Source organism: Agreia pratensis, from assembly GCF_900177685.1.
GTDB lineage: Bacteria > Actinomycetota > Actinomycetes > Actinomycetales > Microbacteriaceae > Agreia > Agreia pratensis.
This window is the reverse complement of record NZ_FXAY01000002.1, coordinates 589,370-609,976: the sequence shown is the minus strand read 5'-3', so window position 1 is coordinate 609,976 and position 20,607 is coordinate 589,370. Positions and strand designations below refer to the sequence as shown.

At 67.6% G+C, this 20,607-nt stretch carries 14 protein-coding genes; 10 read left to right on the top strand and 4 right to left on the bottom strand.

From position 1 onward, the window contains the following. Positions 1-21 precede the first annotated feature (21 nt). The 3 genes from B9Y86_RS08265 (at position 22) to B9Y86_RS08255 (ending at position 3,866) form a co-directional block, all read left to right on the top strand. The gene (locus B9Y86_RS08265) at positions 22-1,566 is read left to right on the top strand and encodes a DEAD/DEAH box helicase (RefSeq protein WP_085484820.1); all 1,545 of its coding nucleotides are present in this window, start codon (positions 22-24) and stop codon (positions 1,564-1,566) included. A 171-nt stretch (positions 1,567-1,737) separates the two neighbouring features. Further along, positions 1,738-3,159, top strand: coding sequence for a CCA tRNA nucleotidyltransferase (locus tag B9Y86_RS08260; protein WP_085484818.1), 1,422 nt, complete (start codon positions 1,738-1,740; stop codon positions 3,157-3,159). Beyond that, positions 3,156-3,866 (top strand): nucleotidyltransferase domain-containing protein, encoded by a 711-nt coding sequence (locus B9Y86_RS08255; protein ID WP_085484816.1) that lies wholly within the window; start codon positions 3,156-3,158, stop codon positions 3,864-3,866. Before B9Y86_RS08260 ends, B9Y86_RS08255 begins: the two co-directional genes overlap by 4 nt. 12 nt (positions 3,867-3,878) lie before the next feature. Here B9Y86_RS08255 and B9Y86_RS08250 read toward each other — a convergent pair whose 3' ends face one another. Beyond that, positions 3,879-4,475 carry an NUDIX hydrolase family protein gene (locus B9Y86_RS08250; protein WP_085484814.1) on the bottom strand — a complete coding sequence of 199 codons (597 nt, stop codon included), beginning with the start codon at positions 4,473-4,475 and terminating at the stop codon, positions 3,879-3,881. A gap of 77 nt (positions 4,476-4,552) precedes the next feature. Here B9Y86_RS08250 and B9Y86_RS08245 point away from each other — a divergent pair, with 77 nt between their 5' ends. After that, a complete protein-coding gene (locus tag B9Y86_RS08245; RefSeq protein ID WP_085484813.1) occupies positions 4,553-9,253 on the top strand; it encodes an ATP-dependent helicase in 4,701 nt (1,566 codons plus the stop codon). Positions 9,254-9,367: 114 nt separating this feature from the next. Here the strand turns inward: B9Y86_RS08245 and B9Y86_RS08240 are convergent, their stop codons facing one another. Continuing rightward, positions 9,368-14,305 carry a DUF5979 domain-containing protein gene (locus B9Y86_RS08240; RefSeq protein WP_085484812.1) on the bottom strand — a complete coding sequence of 1,646 codons (4,938 nt, stop codon included), beginning with the start codon at positions 14,303-14,305 and terminating at the stop codon, positions 9,368-9,370. A gap of 213 nt (positions 14,306-14,518) precedes the next feature. Here B9Y86_RS08240 and B9Y86_RS08235 point away from each other — a divergent pair, with 213 nt between their 5' ends. From B9Y86_RS08235 to ybaK, 4 genes are read left to right on the top strand one after another with little or no spacing between them, the layout of a single operon-like run. Continuing rightward, a complete protein-coding gene (locus B9Y86_RS08235; protein ID WP_085484811.1) occupies positions 14,519-15,304 on the top strand; it encodes a DNA-formamidopyrimidine glycosylase family protein in 786 nt (261 codons plus the stop codon). A gap of 52 nt (positions 15,305-15,356) precedes the next feature. Continuing rightward, positions 15,357-15,635, top strand: coding sequence for a metal-sensitive transcriptional regulator (locus B9Y86_RS08230; protein WP_085484809.1), 279 nt, complete (start codon positions 15,357-15,359; stop codon positions 15,633-15,635). Positions 15,636-15,674: 39 nt separating this feature from the next. Then, positions 15,675-16,373 (top strand): alpha/beta hydrolase, encoded by a 699-nt coding sequence (locus B9Y86_RS08225; RefSeq protein WP_244894684.1) that lies wholly within the window; start codon positions 15,675-15,677, stop codon positions 16,371-16,373. A gap of 5 nt (positions 16,374-16,378) precedes the next feature. Continuing rightward, on the top strand, positions 16,379-16,876 hold the full coding sequence (gene ybaK / locus B9Y86_RS08220; RefSeq protein ID WP_085484807.1) for a Cys-tRNA(Pro) deacylase: 498 nt from the start codon (positions 16,379-16,381) through the stop codon (positions 16,874-16,876). 77 nt (positions 16,877-16,953) lie between these two features. Here the strand turns inward: ybaK and B9Y86_RS08215 are convergent, their stop codons facing one another. After that, positions 16,954-17,859, bottom strand: coding sequence for a hypothetical protein (locus B9Y86_RS08215; RefSeq protein WP_085484805.1), 906 nt, complete (start codon positions 17,857-17,859; stop codon positions 16,954-16,956). A gap of 23 nt (positions 17,860-17,882) precedes the next feature. Next, on the bottom strand, positions 17,883-18,956 hold the full coding sequence (locus B9Y86_RS08210; RefSeq protein WP_085484803.1) for a LysR family transcriptional regulator: 1,074 nt from the start codon (positions 18,954-18,956) through the stop codon (positions 17,883-17,885). A gap of 60 nt (positions 18,957-19,016) precedes the next feature. On the opposite strand from B9Y86_RS08210, the gene B9Y86_RS08205 reads away from it, so the two are divergent. Both B9Y86_RS08205 and B9Y86_RS08200 read left to right on the top strand, forming a co-directional pair. Further along, positions 19,017-19,454, top strand: a complete 438-nt coding sequence (locus tag B9Y86_RS08205; RefSeq protein ID WP_055779739.1) for a DUF5997 family protein — start codon at positions 19,017-19,019, stop codon at positions 19,452-19,454. Between the two features lie 6 nt (positions 19,455-19,460). After that, positions 19,461-20,564, top strand: coding sequence for a VIT1/CCC1 transporter family protein (locus B9Y86_RS08200; protein WP_085484801.1), 1,104 nt, complete (start codon positions 19,461-19,463; stop codon positions 20,562-20,564). The last annotated feature ends 43 nt before the right edge of the window (positions 20,565-20,607 follow it).

Genomic DNA, 20,607 nt, shown 5'->3' with positions numbered 1-20,607 from the left:
CTGAAAGGCACCGAAACAGCTATGTCAACACCCACCTTCTCCTCGCTCGGCGTTCCCGCGCCCGTCGTCGCCGCACTGACGAACGCCGGAATCACCGAGCCGTTCCCCATTCAGCTCGACACCCTTCCCGACACCCTGGCCGGACGCGACGTCCTCGGTCGCGGAAAGACGGGCTCGGGCAAGACTCTCGCCTTCTCCATCCCGATGGTCGCCCGCCTCGGCGGTGCGCTCTCCGGTGGCCAGCGCCGTTCCGGTCGTCCGCTCGGACTGGTCCTTGCTCCGACCCGCGAACTCGCAACGCAGATCTCCGCCGTGCTTCAGCCCCTGGCCGACGCCTACGGCCTGAAGTCGACCACCATCTTCGGCGGCGTCTCGCAGCAGCGCCAGGTCGCCGCGCTCAAGGCCGGCGTCGACATCATCGTCGCCTGCCCCGGCCGCCTCGAAGACCTCATGAAGCAGGGTTTCGTGTCGCTCGACGCGATCGAGATCACCGTGCTCGACGAGGCCGACCACATGGCCGACCTGGGCTTCCTGCCCGTCGTCACGCGCATCCTCGACAAGACCCCTCGTGGCGGACAGCGCCTGCTGTTCTCGGCCACGCTCGACAACGGCGTAGACAAGCTGGTTCGCAAGTTCCTGCAGAACGAGGTGCTGCACTCGGTCGACGAGGCCACCAGCCACGTCGAGCTCATGACGCACCACGTGTTCGAGGTCGACGGCGCCACCGCGAAGACCGAGCTCGTTCAGAAGCTCGCTTCGGGCACCGGCCGCCGCATCCTGTTCATGCGCACCAAGCACCACGCCAAGAAGCTGGCCCGCCAGCTGATCGACGCCGGAATCCCGGCCGTCGATCTGCACGGTAACCTCTCGCAGGTCGCTCGTGACCGCAACCTCGCCGCGTTCAGCGCCGGTGACGTGAAGGTCCTCGTCGCCACCGACGTCGCAGCCCGCGGCGTGCACGTCGACGACATCGAGCTCGTCATCCACGTCGACCCGCCGGCCGAGCACAAGGCGTACCTGCACCGCTCGGGTCGTACGGCTCGCGCCGGAAGCGCCGGAGACGTCGTCACCGTGATGCTGCCGACGCAGAAGAAGGACACGGCAGATCTGCTGCGCAAGGCGGCCATCCAGGTCACCCCGCAGCGCGTCACCGCCAACTCCCCCGCAGTCACCGAGCTGGTCGGCGAGCTGGCCGAGTGGGTCAAGCCCGCTCCCCGCGCCGCCGTCCAGGTTCAGGGAACCCCGCGCCGCCAGGGCGGATCGCAGGGAGCCAACGCTCAGCGCAAGCGCGCCCAGCGCGACGGTTCGCCGTCGGCCGGTGGCGGCGAGGGTCGTCCCCGTCGTGACCGCTCGGGTCGCCCCGCTGCTGCAGGCGCCCCGGCGTCGGCGAGTGGAGCTCGTCGCGGCGGCTCAGGTGGAGGTCGCTCGGCGGCTCCCGCTGGAGGCTCCTCGCGCACGTACTCGACGTCGACCGGCGGACAGGGTGGCTACGCTGCCGGCGCCGCCGCATCCGGTGGCAATGGCGGAGCCGGCGCTCGTCGCCAGGGACGCCGCGCCCAGGGCTAGCAGCCCACGCTTCGCCTGAACGGGCGGAGATTCCTGCACACCGACGCTCTCTGAGCCGCGGTGCTGTGGAATCTCCGCCCGTTCGTGCGTTCGGGAACGCGGGGTGTGTAGTCTGGTCAACTTGCCTTCCGGCGGGTGCACCCTTCGACAGTCGAGAAGAGATCAGACACAATGTCCACCGTCATCCCCGGGCTGATCGCCATTCCCACCGGCCTAGACCGCTTTGTCGCCGCCTGCCGCGCGAATGGAGCGGTGCCCCTGATCGTGGGAGGAGCCGTGCGCGATGCCCTCCTCCGGCGCCACGACGACGACGCGGCTGCTCTGCGTAGTTCGGATATCGACCTCGAGCTGCACGGCGCGTCGAGCCCCGAGCAGCTGATCTCGGCACTGGGCCAGGAGTTCTCCGTGCACTCCCGGGGTGTCGCTTTCGAGACCCACGTCGTGCGCATCGAGGCAAGCGATTACGAGTTCACGATCGCGCACAGCGATCTGCCCGGCGAGCTCGACCTGTCTGCATCGGCCGCCAGACGTGACCTCACGATCAATGCGCTCGCCTGGGATCCCGCGAGCGCCGAACTCCACAACCCGGTCGGTGGCCTCCGCGACCTCGAGGACGGCGTGCTGCGTCATGTCTCCGATCGCTTCGCCGATGACCCGCTGCGCGTGCTGAGGCTTGTGCGTTTCGTGGCCCTTCTCGGCTTCGAAGTCGCGCCCGAGACGGTCGAGCTTGCGCGGTCGCTCGAACCGCGCGCGGCATCGCTGCCCGTCGAACGCGTGTGGAACGAATTCGAGCGCATCCTCACCGGGGGCGTGTACCTGAGCGCCGCCCTGACGATTCTCCGCAAAACCACCTGGGACTCGCTCGTGCCCGAACTCGCCGCGACGCAGGGCATTCCCCAAGACGCGCGCTGGCACGCCGAGGGCGATGTGTGGACCCATCTGGGCCTCGCAGCCGACGCGGCCGCCGCTTTCGCGGTTCGCGACGACCTCTCGGCCCAGGATCGGCGGTTGTGCGTGGCCGCCGCGCTGCTGCACGACCTCAGCAAGGTGACGACAACCGTCATCGAGCCCGCTTCAAGCGAATCGGATGCGCGAATCACCTCGCGCGGGCACGAAACGGCGGGCGTCGAGCCGGCCATGGCGCTCCTACGACGCATCGGCGCGCCCGCGGAACTCGTGCGCGCCGTGGGTCCCCTCGTTCGCGAGCACATGGTCGCCATGAGCGTCGGCGAAAACGGGCCGAGCGCATCCGCTGTTCGCCGACTCATGCGCCGCCTTGCGGGCGCGCACGGCACCGGTCCGACGATTGACCAGTGGGCGCGCGTCGTCGACGCAGACTGCGCGGGCCGCGGCGTCAGCGCGATCCCGAGCAGGGCAGCCGCCTGGGTCGAGGCTGCCAGGCGCTATGGCGGCACACCGACGGCTCCGCTAGTGACTGGCCGCGACCTGATCGATGCAGGCCTCCGGCCCGGAGCACGATTCTCCGTGCTGCTCGCGGCCTCCGTCGAAGCACAAGACGAGGGTGTGATCGATGACCGGGCGTCGGCTCTGCACTGGCTGCATACTCAACTCCGACGACAGGATGCTTCATGATCGCGCCCGAGAACGTTCTGCTGCTCGGTGCGGTCGGGTCGACGGCGCACGGTCTGGCGTCGACGGAGAGCGATCGCGACCTGTCGGGTGTGTTCGCTCATCCGACCGATGCTCTGTTCACATTCGACCGTCCGAACGATTCGGTGGTGACCCACGATCCCGACAGCGCGCTGCACGAGATCGAGAAGTTCCTGCGCCTCGCGTTGACGTCGAATCCGGCGGCCCTCGAGGTGCTCTGGCTCGACGAATACGACGTCGTCACCGATTCGGGTCGCGAACTCATCGCTATCAGGGAGTCGTTCCTCGGCACCGACAGCGTGCGGGATGCCTACCTCGGCTACGCGAAGGCGCAGTGGAAGAGGGCCTGCTCTCGCAAGTCCTCGATAGAACACGGCAATGTCGGTCTCGATCGGCGCGTTCATAAGGGAATCCGGCACACGATCCGCCTGCTCGAGCAGGCGCAGGCGCTGCTGTCGACCGGCCGCGTCGCTGTCGCGGTCGCCGATCCGCACTTCTACCTCAACGACCTTCCCGTGCTGAGCGATGACCGGCTGCACGAGCTCGTTCGCGAGCGCCTCGAGACTGTCGCATCCATGCCCAGCGTGCTGCCGGACGCGCCCGATCGCGGAGCCGCCGAGCACCTGCTCCGCGGCATCCGGTATCGCTTTCTGCAGTCGGATGCGCCGGGCACGGCCGGTGGCCGCTGATTCGGGCGAAGGCTAGATCAGGCGGCCGACCGAGGCGAGCGCCGCGCGCAGCAGCGAACCGCGGCCGCCCTCGAACTCGGCAGAGAGCTCATCAGACGCAGCTTCCTGCGGAGACATCCACGTGACCTCCAGGGCATCCTGCCGCGGCTCGCACGTTCCCGTGACCGGCACGACGTAGGCAAGCGAGACCGCGTGCTGGCGCTCATCGTAGAACTGGGTGACGCCCGGAAGCGGAAAGTACTCGGCGACCGAGAACGGAATCGGACTGGCGGGCAACTGCGGGAACGCCATCGGCCCGAGGTCCTTCTCGAGGTGGCGGAAGAGCGCATCTCGAAGAGTTTCGCCGTACATGACCCGGCCGGAGACCAGCGTGCGCGTGATCGACCCCGTTGGCGTGGCCCGAAGCAGCATGCCCACCTCGGTCACCTGACCAAGACCGTCGACCCGCACAGGAACCGCCTCGACGTAGAGCAGAGGCAGACGCCGTCTGATCTCGGCGAGTTCGACGTCGCTGAGCCAGCCTGGATTCGAGTTCTGCGACGGTGTGGGCGGGATGTTGCTGCCCTCGGGGGTCCACTCGGGATCGGGGTCTGGAGTTCTCACGCTCATAGTCCATTCTTACCCCACGTGGCCAGCCGTCGGCACCGCAGGACACACTGTCGGCGGTATGCGTGAGGATGGACCCTATGGGCGATGTGCTCGACAGATTCTCCCCCGCGACTCAGCAATGGTTCCGCGGGGCATTCAGCGCGCCAACACCCGCACAGCTCGGAGCATGGGAGGCCGTGTCATCAGGGTCGAACGCTCTGGTGGTCGCTCCGACCGGTTCGGGCAAGACGCTCTCGGCATTCCTCTGGTCGATCGACAGACTCACCTCCGAGCCTCCGCCTGCGAAGGCCGGGGTTCGCGTGCTCTACATCTCTCCTCTTAAAGCGTTGGCGGTCGACGTCGAGCGCAATCTGCGCTCTCCGCTGGTCGGCATCACACAGACAGCGAAGCGTCTCGGCACCGAGCCACCGAACATCCAGGTGGGGGTGCGCAGCGGCGACACCACGCAGGCAGACCGTCGCAACCAGTCGAAGAACCCTCCCGACATTCTCATCACCACTCCCGAGTCGCTCTTTCTTATGCTCACCTCGGCGGCGCGCGAGTCACTCTCGATGGTCGAGACGGTCATCATCGACGAGGTGCACGCCGTCGCGGCCACCAAGCGCGGCGCGCACCTCGCGGTCTCGCTCGAGCGACTCGACGGGCTCCTCGAGAAGCCGGCGCAACGCATCGGACTCTCGGCTACTGTGCGCCCGCGCGAAGAAGTGGCTCGCTTTCTCGCCGGCGGACGCCCCGTCACGATCGTGGCGCCCACCTCGACCAAGAAGTTCGATCTGCGGGTCGTCGTTCCCGTCGACGACATGACCGCGTTGCCCTCGGCCGGTGAGCGCGAGGGCAGCGCCGCCGGGGCGCTCCGAGAGGACGACGGCTCCGGAGGAGGACAGGGGTCGATCTGGCCCCATGTCGAAGAGAGCATCGTCGACCGCATCCTGGCCCATCGCTCGTCGATCGTGTTCGCGAACTCCCGCCGGCTGGCAGAGCGGCTCACAGCCCGGCTCAACGAGATCTACCTCGAGCGGCTCGAACAGTCGACCGAGGCTCCCGCGAAGCGCCCGCCCGCCGCGATCATGGGCCAGGCCGGCCAGACGAAGGGTCTCCCGGCAAGTGTCAGCGCCCGAGCGGGCGACGGCGCCGACGAGCCGATCCTCGCGAGGGCTCACCACGGCTCCGTCTCGAAAGAGCAGCGGGCGGTCATCGAAGACGACCTCAAGACGGGCCGCCTACGCTGCGTGGTCGCCACCTCGAGCCTCGAACTCGGCATCGACATGGGCGCGGTCGACCTCGTGGTTCAGGTCGAGTCGCCACCCAGCGTCGCCAGCGGCCTGCAGCGCGTCGGCCGCGCCGGGCACCAGGTCGGCGAGGTATCTCGCGGCATCCTGTACCCCAAGCATCGGGCCGACCTCCTGCACTCCGCCGTCGCCTCGCTGCGCATGACAGAGGGTCTCATCGAGTCGCTCTCCGTGCCCACGAACCCCCTCGACATCTTGGCCCAGCAGACCGTGGCCGCCTGCGCACTCGAGCCGATCGATGTCGAGGAGTGGTTCGACACCGTTCGGCGCAGCGCGCCCTTCGCGGGTCTACCCCGCTCGGCCTACGAGGCGACGCTCGATCTGCTCGCCGGCAGGTACCCCTCCGACGAATTCGCCGAGCTGCGCCCCCGGCTCGTGTGGGATCGCGACGAAGGAACCCTCACCGGCCGGCCCGGTGCACAGCGCCTGGCGGTCACGAGCGGTGGCACCATCCCCGACCGCGGACTCTTCGGGGTCTTCATGGTCGGCGGCGCGGCGACAGAGCAGGCCTCTGGTACTGCATCCACCGCCAAGGGCGGCAACCGTGTGGGCGAGCTCGACGAAGAGATGGTCTACGAGTCGCGCGTCGGCGACGTCTTCGCGCTGGGCGCCACGAGCTGGCGAATTCAAGAGATCACGCACGACCGCGTACTCGTCACGCCCGCCTTCGGTGAGCCGGGCCGTCTGCCGTTCTGGCGCGGCGACGGCCAGGGGCGCCCTGCCGAACTCGGCCGGGCCATCGGCGAGTTCACGCGCAAGCTGGCAGGGGCAGATGACAAGGAGTCCGCGCGCATGACCGCGAGCGCCGGACTCGACGAGCGCGCCGCCACGAACCTGGTCACCTTTGTTACAGAGCAGCGCGAGGCCACCGGGCACGTACCGAGCGATAAGACGCTCGTCATCGAGCGATTCCGCGATGAACTGGGTGACTGGCGCGTCATTCTGCACTCGCCGTTCGGCATGCAGGTGCACTCCCCCTGGTCTCTGGCCATCGGAGCACGCCTGCGCGAGCGCTTCGGCATCGACGGCGCATCCGTCGCCAACGACGACGGCATCATTCTGCGGCTGCCCGACACCGAGAGCGAGCCTCCCGGCGCCGAGCTGTTTCTCTTCGAGGCCGATGAGCTCGAGCAGATCGTCACCCAAGAAGTCGGTGGATCGGCACTGTTCGCCTCTCGTTTTCGAGAGAATGCGGCGCGCGCTCTCCTTCTGCCCAGACAGAACCCGGGCAAGCGTTCACCGCTCTGGCAGCAGCGTCAGCGCAGCGCTCAGCTGCTCGACGTCGCCCGGAAGTTCCCCACCTTCCCTATCATTCTCGAGACCATCCGCGAGTGCCTGCAAGACGTCTACGACCTGCCCGCACTCATCGGTCTCGCCCGCGACCTCGAAGCGCGTCGCATCCGAGTGGTCGAGGCCGAGACGCACGACCCGTCGCCGTTCGCCAAGTCGCTGCTGTTCGGCTACGTCGCGTCGTTCGTCTACGAGGGCGACAGCCCCTTGGCCGAGCGCCGAGCCGCCGCGCTCTCCCTCGATCCGACGCTGCTGTCAGAACTGCTGGGGCGCGCCGAACTGCGCGAGCTCCTCGACCCCGGCGTCATCGCTCAGACCGAACTCGAGCTGCAGCGACTCGCCCCCGAGCGCAAGGCCCGCGACGTCGAGGGAGTGGCCGATCTCATCCGAGTACTCGGCCCGCTGTCTCTGGCCGAGGTCACGGCGAGGCTCGTCGACGAGGCCGCACCCCACGCATCCGAGCTGCTCGCCGGCCTTGTCGACGCGCGTCGCGCCCTTATCGTCACCATTGCCGGCGACCAGCGCTGGGCCGCCATCGAAGATGCCGGTCGGCTGCGAGACGCCCTAGGCACCCCCATCCCCTATGGAGTTCCCGACGCGTTCATCGAGCCCGTCGCCGACCCGGTGGCCGATCTCGTGGCCCGCTATGCGCGCACTCACGCGCCGTTCACCGTGGCCGAGGCGGCGACTCGCTACGGCCTCGGCTCCGCCGTCGTTCTGGATGCGCTGCGCCGGCTCGAAAGCGCCCGTCGCGTACTCGAAGGCGAGTTCAGGCCGCTCGGCGCAGACACTCCGGGCGCTGCGCGAACCGAGTGGAGCGATGTCGAGGTGCTGCGTCGACTGCGGCGACGCTCGCTCGCCGCCCTCAGACACGAGGTCGAACCCGTCGACACGACGACCCTCGCGCGCTTCCTGCCGTCGTGGCAGCATGTGGGCGGCAGCCTGCGCGGAATCGACGGCGTGGCCACGGTCATCGACCAGCTCGCCGGGGTGCCGATTCCCGCCTCCGCCTGGGAGACCCTCATTCTGCCCAGTCGCGTGCGCGAGTACAGCCCCGCCATGCTCGACGAGCTCACGGCTACGGGCGAGGTCATCTGGTCGGGGGCCGGCTCTCTGCCGGGCAACGACGGCTGGGTCGCGCTGCATCTCGCCGAGACCGCGCCTCTCACGATTCCTCTCGCCGAACCGCTCGAACCGACGACGCTGCAGCATGCCGTGCTCGGCGCTCTGGATGGCGGGGGCGCATTCTTCTTCCGCACTCTCTCAGACGCGGTCAGCACTGCCCTCGGCTCGGCCGTCGACGATGCAGAGCTGGTGACCGCGTTGTGGGATCTGGTGTGGGCGGGCCGCATCACGAACGACACACTCGCCCCGCTCCGCTCGCTCACCGGCGGTGGCAAGACCGCGCACAGCACCAAGCGCAGCGCACCCCGATCACGGCTCTACCGGGGTCGCTCCTATGCTCGGCCCACCATGGTCACGCGGGTCGGTCCGCCCACCGCCGGCGGTCGCTGGTCGCTCTTGCCCGCCCCCGAGACCGATGCGACGATTCGGGGGCACGCGCTCGGTGACATGCTGCTCGAGCGCTACGGGGTGGTCACCAAGGGTGCTGTCATGGCCGAGCGCATCGTAGGTGGCTTCGCGCTCGCGTACCGACTGCTCTCGGGCTTCGAAGAGACCGGGCGTGCCCGTCGCGGATATTTCGTCGAGACGCTCGGCGCATCCCAATTCGCCACCGGCGGCACGATCGATCGCCTGCGCTCGTTCACGGCCGAAGCGATGGCCGAACGGCGTCATGGAACGAACGATGCGAAGGGTGGCGAGAGAGCGGAGACCGGTAGGGCTGTAACGCTGGCCGCGACAGACCCGGCCAATGCCTATGGCGCCGCTCTGCCCTGGCCCGGAGGCACGGGCCATCGTCCCGGCCGCAAAGCCGGTGCCCTTGTGGTGCTCGTCGACGGGCGGCTCGTGCTCTACGTCGAACGGGGAGGCAAGACGCTGCTCTCGTTCGCTCAGAACGATGACGAACTCGCGAACGCGAGTGCGAGCCTCGCAGCGACCGTGATCAGCGGCCGCGTCGCCAAGCTCACCGTAGAAAAGGTCAACGGGCACTATGCCGTGGGCACCGAGATCGGCCGCGCACTCGAGGCCGCCGGGTTCGGAGCCACGCCGCAGGGGCTTCGACTTCGCGCATCCTGAAGCCGCAAGGGCTTGTCGGTTCTCTTCGGTAGGCGAAGGCAAAGGGCCCAGGGAACGTGCGTTCCCTGGGCCCCTCCGCTTTCAGCTACGAAAGCCTGTCACTCCTGGCCTCGGCTACTCCTGGCGCCGGCGCCGACGCACGAACAGCAGGGCGCCGAGACCCGCGATCGCTGTCAGAAGTGCCAGCAGACCGACCCGCAGTCCCGAACCGAGGTCGAGACCCGTGTTCGGAAGTGCCGACGTCACAGCCCCAGCCGGGGTGACCGCGTGGAACGGGTCGTGATCGATCAGCGTGCGAGGCGTTCCATCGGGGTTGCGCGACAGCACAGGCTTGCCGTTCTCGTCGAGCTGGGGCTTGCCCGTGGGCTTGCCGTTCTCGTCGACCTCGGGAACGATCGGCGTTCCGACCACCGTGACGTCGTCGGCGTGCGACGCGTTCTCACCGAGAGTCAGGGTGCCGTCCGAGAAGAACGATGCTCCGGGGGGAAGCATGCCGTGCCAGGTTCCGTCGTTCACGAAGCTGTACGAGCTCGATCCACCGAACGCGCTGAGATCGCTCGTCCAGTTCGTGATCTTCGGACCCGACAGGGTCGCGTCGGCGAGGTTGATCTCGGTGAGCCAGGTGTTTCCGGTGTTGGTGACGACCCAGCGCACGTGCTTGGCCTTGCCCGGCTGGTAGGTCACGGCGTGGTCGGCGTCGTTCGCGTCCTGCGCAGCAGAGGCGAGCGGCTTGGCCGGCACGATCCAGTTGCCGGCCGCATCCTTGACGGCGGGGTCGGCGAGCGATCCGTCGTACTTGATCACCTGGATGGCCGCCGTGTAGGCGTTGTAGACGTTGTTGTCGGTGACCGGGGTTCCGGTGGCGGATCCCGTCGCATCCACCGTCACGCGGTCGACATGCGCAGCTGCATCCGAGTTGGCAACCGTCAGAGTCGCCGTTCCCGTAATGGTCGCGCCGGGCATCCACTCTGCGGTGCCCGGGGCGAAGGTCGCGTCCCAGCGAGCCGTGAGCTCTCCATCGACGACGCTGGCCGCGGCCGTGCTGCCGTCGGGGAAGGCCCAGACGAGCGACTGGATGTCTGCACCCGAGATGGTGTCATCGTGAAGCACAACCTGGCGCAGCCTGTCGGTTCCCGTGTTCGTCGCCGTGATGCTGATCTGGCGGGTCTCACCGGGCTGGTAGAACTCGCCGTCGACCATCGTGTCGGCGTCGTGGAAGACACCGGCGACGACATCACCCTTGACGATCGAGACCTGCGGGGTCACCGTCGTGGGGTTCTCGAGCGTCACTGCCACGGTGGTGTCCGCGCCGATCGTGATCGTGACCGGTCCGTCTGTTCCGATCGGCTGGCCGTTGACCAGGAAGATCGGCTTTGCCCAGCCAGACAGCTCCGGCAGACCGCCCTGCGGGGCGTTCTCGGTGAGCGTCACGACCGTACCGGCCGGCAGTGCCGGGCTGGTGAAGGTCGAGCCATTCGTCACGGAGAACGGCGTCGCCACGGTGTCGCCCGCCGCCTGGTACGTGCCGGTGAAGGTGAAGCCCGGGGTCAGCGTGTCCTCGGCGGGGCCGGTGACGTCCTTCGTGATCGAGAAGAACCCGAGACGAAGCTCCGTGGGGTTCGTGAGCACGACCTGAACGGCGGTCTCGCCGATCGTGAAGCTCGCTGTGCCATCGGCGTTCGCAGTGACTCCGGGGCCGGACCAGACGGGTGTTCCCCACTTCACGTCGGGAGCTGCTTCACCCGGTGCCACCTCGGAGAGGGTCACCACTGTGCCTTGCGGAAGACCTGACACGGTCTTGACCGAATCGGCCTTCGTCAGCGTGAGCTGCTTGGCAGCTTGGCCGGGCGTCGTGTAGTTCACCGTGAAGGCGAAATTGTCGGGCACGGACGCTGCAGCGTCACCCGTCACCTGCTTCGTCACCGAGAAGCCATTGACCAGCTGAAGCGTCGGGTTCTCCAGATCGACGGCGACCGTCGATCCATCGCCGATGGTCAGTGTGGTCGAGGCGCCCGGGGCCGGGGTGCCGTCGTCGATCGTCCAGATCGGTGTCTGCCAGCTGACGTCCGCCGGCGCACCGGTGGGGATCGCCTCGCTGACGGTCACGACCGTGCCGAACGGGATCGCATCCGACTTGGCCTTATTACCGGCCGTGACAACGAGCGTCTTAGGCTCTGCCAAACCGGGGTAGGTGTAGTTGACCGTGAACTTCTGGTCGGCAGACACCGATGTGGAGGCCGTGCCCGTCACCGTCTTGAGTACCTCGAAGTAGCCATCGGCGACCAGGGTGTTCGTGACCGTGATGAGGGTCGGCGCAGCGCGCGTTCCCGTCACCTTCACGGCGCCCGTCGGGCTCACCGAGTAGTTCCTCACCCGCGCGTCGTCGCCTTCGGTGATCGTTGCGGATGCGCCGACCGGGAGGGTCACCGTCTTGCCATCGTCGTCGGTCGGGTCGACGACGATCTTCGCGTCAGTGCCGACGTCGAGCTTGTCGCCGCGGAAGTCCGTGGCGGCAAGGTTGACCGTGTAGGTGGCTCCGGCCGGGGCGACGCCTCCAACGGCAGAGATCTTCTTCACCACGGCGAGGGTGCCGTCGGCTACAAGACCTGCATCGTAGGTGTGGTCGTTCTCACCCGGGCCGCCGAGCGTGATCCCGATCGTGGCCGACGAGTTGTCTGCGTTGGGAAGGGCATCGGAGTCGATGCTGTCATCGGGTCCGACATTGGGCGTCGTGAACCTGACCTCGCTCCAGTTGACCGTGCCGAACGTCTCATCGTCGGTGAAGGCGTTGCCGGTCGTGGGCTTCACGAAACGAACCGTGTAGTTTCCGCTGCCAGGAACGAAGCCAGCGGCTTCGAGCGCCGGGTCGGTGGTCGAGAAGTAGTACTCCCCGCCGTTCTTGGTCGTGGTCGTTCCGATGACCTCGTTCTCGGCATTCACGAGTTCGACCGTCACTCCGTCGAAAGCGGGCTCGTCGGCATCCTGGATGCCATCCCGATCTGCGTCGAACCAGACCCGGTTTCCGATCTCCACGGGGGCAAGCTGGGCGAGAGCCTGCACAACCGCGAGGCCGCCACCCTTCTGGAAGGTGCCCGAGGCACTCGGTGTGCTGCTGGATCCCGCGTCGGCGATCTGCTGGTATCCGCGAAGCACATCGCCCGTCGAGGGCTGGAACCAGTTGAGCCCCGTGACGCGCACATCGCTGAGGGGGTCGTAGGTGGTTGCCACGATCGAGTCGACTCCGGCGAGGGTGGCGAGGCCGCCGAGAGCGACCTCGTGGTGGCTCTTGGACTGGGGATCGGGCTGGCCGAGGCCCTGGATGTCGTCGTAGTACTCGCCACCGCCGGGCCCTTCGTTGTTGCCCGCGTTAGTGGACGCCGGTCGGTCGCCGACCTTGCCGTTGCTCTCGAGCGCATAACCCGTTGCCGTGGGAGCGGCGACGAGAAGGTCACCGGATGCGACGGTCTGGTAGTACTTGGTGTCGCCGGAGTTCGTGCTGTAGTTGCGGTTTCCGCCCTGGATGCTCGTGCGGTCGGCCATAGCCAACGTCATGTAGCCATCGGTGTCGAAATCGATATCGGTGAGGACCGGCTGCGGGTAGTCCTGTACGGGGCTGTTCCACGCCGTGCGCGAGACCGATCCCCACGCACCCGACCACTGGTCGACCCAGGAGTTCCAACGCAGAATCGGAGCTCTCTCCTCATCCGAGACGTTCGCCTTGTTCAACGTGTCGCCCTTGGCGTAGCCGAGAGACCCGTTGAGCACGGTGGTCCACGCAGCGAGGTTGGACTCGGGAGCGCTCTTCACGTGGAGCTGCATGTCTGCATCAGCGGCAGACGTCGGAACCGACACCTGCTCGCCGCTGTCGACGTAGCCGGCGAAGAGCTGGTTGCGGTGCACGGTCAGTGCCCAGGGACGCTGTCCGGCGGTGAGGCCGAGGTCGATGCCTGCGGTGTTACCCGTGAGGGTGGGCTCGGCGTCGGGGTTGCTGATGTCGAGCTGGTAGATCTTCTTGTCGAAGAGGTTCACGAAGTACAGCGACTTCTGGTCTGTGCTGACGGCGATCGAGCCGATGCCGACCTTTCCTGCCTGCGCGAACGCGTCCGCATCGACAGCAGGGCTGTTTGGCGCGCCCAGGCCGCGGCCTCCCGCAGAAGCGGGTGCATCGTCTGCGGGGACGGAGCCCACGTTGACGACGGTGGACACATCGAACCAGGAGTCGACGCTCGCCGACCGCGATGGCGCCAGGCTACCGTCGGCGTTGACAGCTCCCGTGACGCGGTAGATGCCGCCGAGGCCCTTCGGGCCTAGACCGGCGTGACGCTTGTATGTGGCGGCAGCGAAGAGAGTGCCTGTGCTGGCCTGGAAAGAGGAGCCCCAGGTGCTTCCGACCTCCGGAACCGTGGCGAGGACGATCCGGTTCGGGTAGGCGCCCGCGGCCTGGCTCTGGGTGCCCGTGTTGAAGTTCGTACCCCAAGGCTGCGCAACGATGGCCGGGGTGCTCGACAGGCCATCCGAGTTGCTGAGCCCCGAGTACTGGATCGCCGTGACGACCGGGGGGTTGCCCTGCGAGAAGTCGCCCGGAGCGTTCACTCCGTAGTCCACATCGCTGTCGCCGACCGAGGCGAATTGCACGCTCGTGCCGTTGTCCGTTCCGTGGCTGGCGGGCTTGTACTCGTCAGGCACACCCGTGAACTCCACTCGGAGCGCCGACCCGAACGAGTCCTTCACGGGGATGGAATACGTTCCATCAGCGATCGTGGTGGCCGACCAGGTCTTGTCGTGCCCATCCGTCGCAGTCACGGTGATGCCACCGAGACCCTTGTCGTTCGCGATGCCGGTCTCGGCACCATTCCCGGAGTCGAAGGTGCCGTTGGAGTTGAAGTCGCGATAGACGCGACCCGTCACGCTGCCTTCTGCAGCGAGGGCCGGGGTGCTCGCCCCGGCGAGGATTCCGCCAGCGACGAGGGCGGTGACGACCGAGAGAGCGATCGCCGCCTTTCCTCGCTGCTGACCCCGCGTACGGGGAGATTTTTGGACGTTGATAGGCAAGACAGTTCTTTCCGTCGGAAGGATGATTCGAAGGCGGCATAGCCAGGGCGAAAACACTCGAGGTTTTCTCAGTTGAAAGCTGAGAATATGCCGACTTTTGCCGCCGAAAACGGCCGTAGCGCTCGAACAGGGGTGATTTCACCCGCGATTTCACCCCGGCCAGACATGTCTCTCCCCAGAACAGGGCGGTCCGAGTCCGCGTAGTCTGGAGCCATGCCCGAGGGAGATACCGTCTACCGCACGGCTCGTCATCTGGATGCAGCTCTTGCTGGCCGAACGCTCCTCAGCTCCGACTTCCGAGTACCCCGTTATGCGGAGATCGATCTCTCCGGCAGCACGATCGACAGCGTCGTCAGCATCGGAAAACACCTGCTCACCAGGGTCGACACGGTCAGCATCCACAGCCACTTGAAGATGGAGGGCTCATGGCACCTCTATCGACACGGGTCCAGGTGGAAGCGCCCCGCTTCGACCGCCCGGCTCATCCTGACCACCGACGAATGGGTGGCCGTGGGGTTCGATCTCGGCACCATCGATGTCGTCGACCGCGACGACGAGAGTTCCGTCATCGGTCACCTGGGGCCAGACGTGCTGGCGCCCGACTGGGGCACTGCGTCTGAAGCCCACGCGGTCGCTCTCGTGGAAGCCTCCCCCGAGAAGGAGATTCACGTCGCCCTTCTCGACCAGCGCAACCTGGCCGGGCTCGGCAATGTCTACGCCAACGAGCTCTGTTTTCTCAGAGGCGTACTGCCCTCGCGCCCCGTCTCTGCGGTCGATGTGCCGCCGCTGGTCGCTCTCGCCCACCGCGCGATTCTCGTCAACCGCGACCGCACCGAGCGGTCGACGACCGGAGACCTGCGCGCGGGGAGGCAGAGCTGGGTCTATCGCCGCGAGAACCAGCCGTGCCGTCGCTGCGGCACGCGCATCCGGGCAGGCAAGCTCGGTGCCGACGAGCTGAAACTGCGTGACGTGTACTGGTGCCCGCGATGCCAGACATAACGCTTCGGCGTACCCCGGGGAGGTACGCCGCCGAGGCGGGTATTCTGGCCGGGTGATCGACGACATCAAGAAGCGCGCCCTGCACCGCACACGCATCCTGGAGGGGCAGCTTCGGGGCCTCGAGAAGATGATCGAGAGCGAGGACTACTGCCTCGACATCATCACGCAATCGCTCGCGATCCAGAAGTCGCTCGGCTCCCTCAACAAGCTGATGGTCGAGAACCACCTGAAGACCCACGTGACAGACATGTTCGAGGCGGGTGGCGAGACCCGCGAAGGCGCCATCGACGAGCTCGTCAAGATCTACGAGCTCAGCCGCAACCGCTCCTGACCTCCGGCGCTCACGCGGGCATCCGGTAACGTCGTTCGCGTGACCGATTTCTCTCCCACGCAGCCGCACATCGACGATTCGGCCGTGGTGTGGTCGATTCCCCGCGACGAGGTCGCGACCCGTCTTCGGGGCGCTCCGCTCCTCGTGATCATGCACGGCTACGGCTCGCACGAAGCCGACCTCATCTCCCTCGCCCAGTACCTGCCCGGCGGAATCGTCTGCGCGAGCCTGCGCGCACCGCTCATCGCGCCCGCCCCTGTCCAGAACGGCTTCGCCTGGTTCCAGATCGGCGAACCCGGCAACCCAGAGCCGGCGGGGGTGGATGCCGCTGCGCGCGGGGTGCTCACCTGGCTCGACGGTCTCGCCACCGAATATGGCGCGCCCGCTGCCGTCTCCACGCTCGGCTTCTCGCAGGGCGGCGCGATGGCCCTGCAGCTGCTGCGTCACGCGCCCGAGCGCTTTGCCTCCGCGGTGAACCTCTCCGGCTTCGTCGTCTCGGGCGACGCGCCCGCCGACGCTGCCCTCGAGTCGCTGCGCCCCCGGGTGTTCTGGGGGCGTGATGAGCGCGATCCGATCATTCCCCCGTCGGCCGTGGCTCGCACGACCACGTGGCTCGAGACACACTCTGAGGTCGACGCTCGGCTGTACCCGGGTGCCGGGCACGGCATCGTGGGCGACGAGATCACGGCAGTGCGCGAGTTCCTCGATCAGACGCTGCTGGTCGCGGCCGAGGCGTAGGCGCGATGGCCAAGAAGCCTTCCGCGGCAGGTCCCACGACCGCGGCCACAGCGGCACTGACCAGAGCAGGCGTCGCGTTCGTTCCGCACGCCTACACGCACGATCCTGCGGTCACCGACTTCGGCACCGAGGCTGCTACGGCGCTCGGGATCGACGCCGAGCGGGTGTTCAAGACGCTGATGGTCGACACCGACGCGGGGCTCGGCATCGGCATCGTGCCCGTCAGCGGAATGCTCGACCTCAAAGCCTTGGCGTCGGCCCTCGGTGGAAAGAGGGCAGCCATGGCCGATCTCGCGCTCGCCGAACGCAAGAGCGGCTACGTCGTGGGAGGTATCAGCCCGTTCGGTCAGAGAACCGCGCTTGCGACAGTGCTCGACGACTCGGCGCTGGAATTCGACACGATCCTGGTATCGGGCGGTCGTCGCGGCTTCGACATCGAGCTCGCGCCCGCGGATCTACTGGCCGTGACTCGGGGAACGGCCGCGCGCATCCGACGCCCGTAGCGAGGGTCGCGATCTGGTGCAGCCTCAGCACGACCTCGTCGCTATTCGACGAGCTCGGGCTCCCAGTGCACCCTTCGTCAGGCGAGGTCGCCGTCGCTGAGCCTCTCGTCGTCGAGCATCTCGACCCAGCGAGCGAGAAACGCCGCGCCCGCGTCGTCGTGGATGAGCGCGCCGGCCGTGAGCACCGCGTAGGCGGTCTCGGGGATCCCGTCCTCCGGGCGAACGTCGACGTGCATTACGGCTTCGCCCCGCTCGTGCAGCCAGGTGGCCATGGCATAGTCGCCGCGCGAGTCGCCCATGGTGCGCCACTCCGCGGGCATCGGTCCTGTTCCCTCGAGCAGCATGAGTGCGCGCTCCGCCCCGAAGTCCTTGCCGACCCTGAGCGACTCGAAGTCGGTCGAGATGATCGACGGGTCGGCTCGATACTGCACAGCCCCGGATGCGTCGGGATAGTCGACCGCGCCGCGTCGCGCCCCGAAACCGCGGGCGTTCAGGAGCGCGATCGCGGCCTCGTCGATCTCGAGTTGGCGCGCGAGGAACGACTCTTTCGACACGTCGATGCGCTGCTCGAAGGTCACGGTCGCGCGCTTGGTCTCGTCGTAGAAGACGAGATCTGCGTAGCGCCCTGCTACGAGCGCTCGCACGTCGTCATCGAATCCGGGCGGCGGCGCGAGCGAGGCATCGATCGACAGCTCCCCGGCGCCCTCGGGCGTGATCGCGAACCAGGTCGCGCCCTTCTCGCAGATGGCGAAGACGCGCGCGTGTTCCTGCAGCCCGGCTGCCAGCAACGGCGCGACGACCTCGTCGGCGATGAACGCATCCGAGCGCCCAGTGTTGAAGATCACCGGAACCCCCGCGTTCGCCAACGCCACGAGATCACGACCGATCGACGGCACGTTGATGGAACGGGTCACCGGGCTGGCGATCGGCCCGTCGACGTCGAGAAGCAGTCCGAAATGGCGAGAGGAAGTCACCCGCCTCATTCTTCCGTACGTCGAGCGCGTGGCTAGCGACCCTTCTGGCGGTAACCACCCGAGGGTCGCGGCTTGCGCGCCGTTCCCAGAGGGCGCGGTGTCTTGGCGGCCGCGCCTTTCGCGCCACCCTTCGCTCCCTTGGCTCCTTTCGCGCCGGTGCGAGCTTTCTTGGGCTCTGCCTTCGCTGTCTTCTCGTCGCTGCCCTGACCCGGAGTGGCAGCGGGCGCCGGGGCGCGAGAACTCGTGGCTCGCCGCCCGCGTACGATTCCGATGAATTCCTCGATGCGATCGCTCGGGTCGCCGGCCAGCCAGCAGAGCGCGATCTGGGTCTCGGGCAGGTCGAGCACCGGCCTGGCCACCACGTCTTTGCGCGCGTGTAACCGGGCGACAGAGTGCGGTAGCACGACGATGCCCGTTCCCGCGGCCACCAGATCGAGTGCGTCCTCGACCGAGGCCGGCTCGGGCAGATCGGGCCGAGTCCCCTCGATCATCTCGGTCGCGATGTCTGACCAGCCGTCGACCTCGTCGGGGTGCTGAATCAGGTGCTCGTCTGCGAGCTCAGCGAGGCGAACCTCCTCGAGCGTCGAAAGAGGGTTGTCTTTCGCGACGACGACGACGGGCACCTCGTCATAGAGACGGATGGCGCTGAGCCCGTCGCGGTCGATAGGCAGGCGCACGAACGCGACGTCGACGGAGCTTTCGCGCAGCACAGACACCGCCTCGTCTCCGGGTGTCGGAAGCACCACCAGAGGAATGTCGGGGTAGCGCGACTCCCACTCCGTCGTCCACTTCGTGATCGTGACACCGGGTACGAAGGAGATCCGGAACGGAACCGGCCGCGCCGCCTCTTCCGCCGCAAGGGCGGCCCGCTCGTCTCCCGCCACGATCAGCTCGGGAGCAGCCTCGAGAAGCGAGCGACCAGCATCCGTGAGCTGTGTACCGGGCTGTTCGCGGTCGAACAGCGGGTAGCCGAGCTGAGCCTCGAGGTCGACGACGGCCTTGCTCAGACGGGTTCGGGCAATGCCCAGCGAGAGGGCCGCACGACCGAAGTGCAGCTCCGTGGCGACGGCGGAAAACCATCTCAGGGTGGTCGGATCGATGTCCACAGGGCTCCTCGAAGGCTTGTGACCGGGCAGCCGGTCAGGTCTCAGGCTACCCTTGGCATCATGACGCCCGCGAAAACCCCCCAGACAATGAAGCCCGCCACCGCGGCCAAGAAGCTCGGCGTGCTTCTGGATGCGACGCCCGCCGACTTCCAGCAGGGCACGGTGTCGCGCACCGAGCTCGACGAACTGCTCGCCACACCCCCGGAGTGGGTCGTGCAGTTGCGACTCAACGGCCCGCATCCGCGCCAGATCGTGGCGTCGAAGCTCGGAGTCACCATCTCGGGCCTCGCCCGCGGCGGCGTCACCGAGCCGCTCACCACCGCCGAGATCCAGGATCTGCTGGCGAACCGTCCTGAGTGGCTCGTGCGCGAGCGCGCGACGCAGGCCGAAGTGCGCCGCGAAGCAGCCCGCGTCAAGCAGCTGAACGAGGAGAAGGCCCGCAAGGCAGCCCACCTCGCTCGCCAGGAGAGCCAGCGCGCCGCCGCAGCCTCGAATTGACCCACGGTGGGCGCATCGGTTCCTGAACGGCCGGTCTCCGCTGCGCCGAGTGCCGCCGATATCCGACGGTGGCGGCGCTATCTCGCCGACGAGCAGCTGGAGGCGGCCGTCTACAGAGACCTGGCGCAGCGGCGCTCGGGCGAAGAACGAGAGATCCTGCTGGCACTCGCTGACGCGGAGGCACGGCATGAAGCGCATTGGCGCGCCCTTCTCGGAGACGGAGCAGGGGCGACGATGCGTGGCGCTCTGCGTACCCGAGTGCTCGGATTCTTGGCTCGGCGGTTCGGATCCGTCTTCGTCCTGGCGCTCGCGCAGCGAGCCGAGGGGCGCTCTCCCTACGACAGCGATTCCGACGCGACGGCCGCGATGGCAGCAGACGAACGCATCCACGAAGAGGTCGTGCGTGGACTCGCGACGCGGGGGCGCATGCGACTCTCGGGAACATTCAGAGCCGCGGTTTTCGGCGCGAACGACGGACTCGTATCGAACCTCGCCCTGGTCATCGGCATTTCCGCGAGCGGTGCGCCGACACATGTGGTGCTGCTGACAGGAGTGGCCGGTCTCCTGGCCGGCGCCCTGTCGATGGGGGCGGGCGAATACGTCTCCGTACGCTCGCAGCGAGAGCTGCTCGAGTCGTCCACTCCCGATCCCGAGGCGCGCACCGCCGTCGCCGACCTCGACGTGGATGCCAATGAGCTCGCCCTCGTGTACCGAGCACGGGGCATGAGCGAGAGCGAGGCAGACGAGCACGCTCGCGAGGTGTTGCGCACTCACGACCTCGCGCTCACGGCCGACCCCGCTGTGCACGCGCAGAGCGACGAGCACGAGGCGGTGGGCACAGGACTTAGCGCCGCCCTGTCGAGCTTCTGCTTCTTCGCATCGGGAGCGGTCATCCCCGTTCTGCCCTATCTGTTCGGCATCGAAGGTCTGCCCGCGCTGCTGATCGCCGCGGCGCTCGTGGGCCTTGCGTTGCTCGGAACCGGCGCTGTCGTGGGCATTCTCTCAGGCGCCTCCCCGCTCAAGCGCGGGCTGCGCCAGCTCGCCATCGGCTACGGTGCAGCGGCCGTCACCTATCTGCTCGGACTCCTCTTCGGTACGACGGGCGCCTGAGTTCGGTCTGTCACCAAATAGCCGATCCTGTGACGATAAACTC

What these genes read in the sequence shown, in the direction of transcription:
- B9Y86_RS08265 (WP_085484820.1), top strand. Translation starts at nt 22, where the DNA reads ATGTCAACACCCACCTTCTCCTCGCTCGGCGTTCCCGCGCCCGTCGTC.
- B9Y86_RS08260 (WP_085484818.1), top strand. Translation starts at nt 1,738, where the DNA reads ATGTCCACCGTCATCCCCGGGCTGATCGCCATTCCCACCGGCCTAGAC.
- B9Y86_RS08255 (WP_085484816.1), top strand. Translation starts at nt 3,156, where the DNA reads ATGATCGCGCCCGAGAACGTTCTGCTGCTCGGTGCGGTCGGGTCGACG.
- B9Y86_RS08250 (WP_085484814.1), bottom strand. Translation starts at nt 4,475, where the DNA reads ATGAGCGTGAGAACTCCAGACCCCGATCCCGAGTGGACCCCCGAGGGC.
- B9Y86_RS08245 (WP_085484813.1), top strand. Translation starts at nt 4,553, where the DNA reads ATGGGCGATGTGCTCGACAGATTCTCCCCCGCGACTCAGCAATGGTTC.
- B9Y86_RS08235 (WP_085484811.1), top strand. Translation starts at nt 14,519, where the DNA reads ATGCCCGAGGGAGATACCGTCTACCGCACGGCTCGTCATCTGGATGCA.
- ybaK (WP_085484807.1), top strand. Translation starts at nt 16,379, where the DNA reads ATGGCCAAGAAGCCTTCCGCGGCAGGTCCCACGACCGCGGCCACAGCG.
- B9Y86_RS08215 (WP_085484805.1), bottom strand. Translation starts at nt 17,859, where the DNA reads ATGAGGCGGGTGACTTCCTCTCGCCATTTCGGACTGCTTCTCGACGTC.
- B9Y86_RS08205 (WP_055779739.1), top strand. Translation starts at nt 19,017, where the DNA reads ATGACGCCCGCGAAAACCCCCCAGACAATGAAGCCCGCCACCGCGGCC.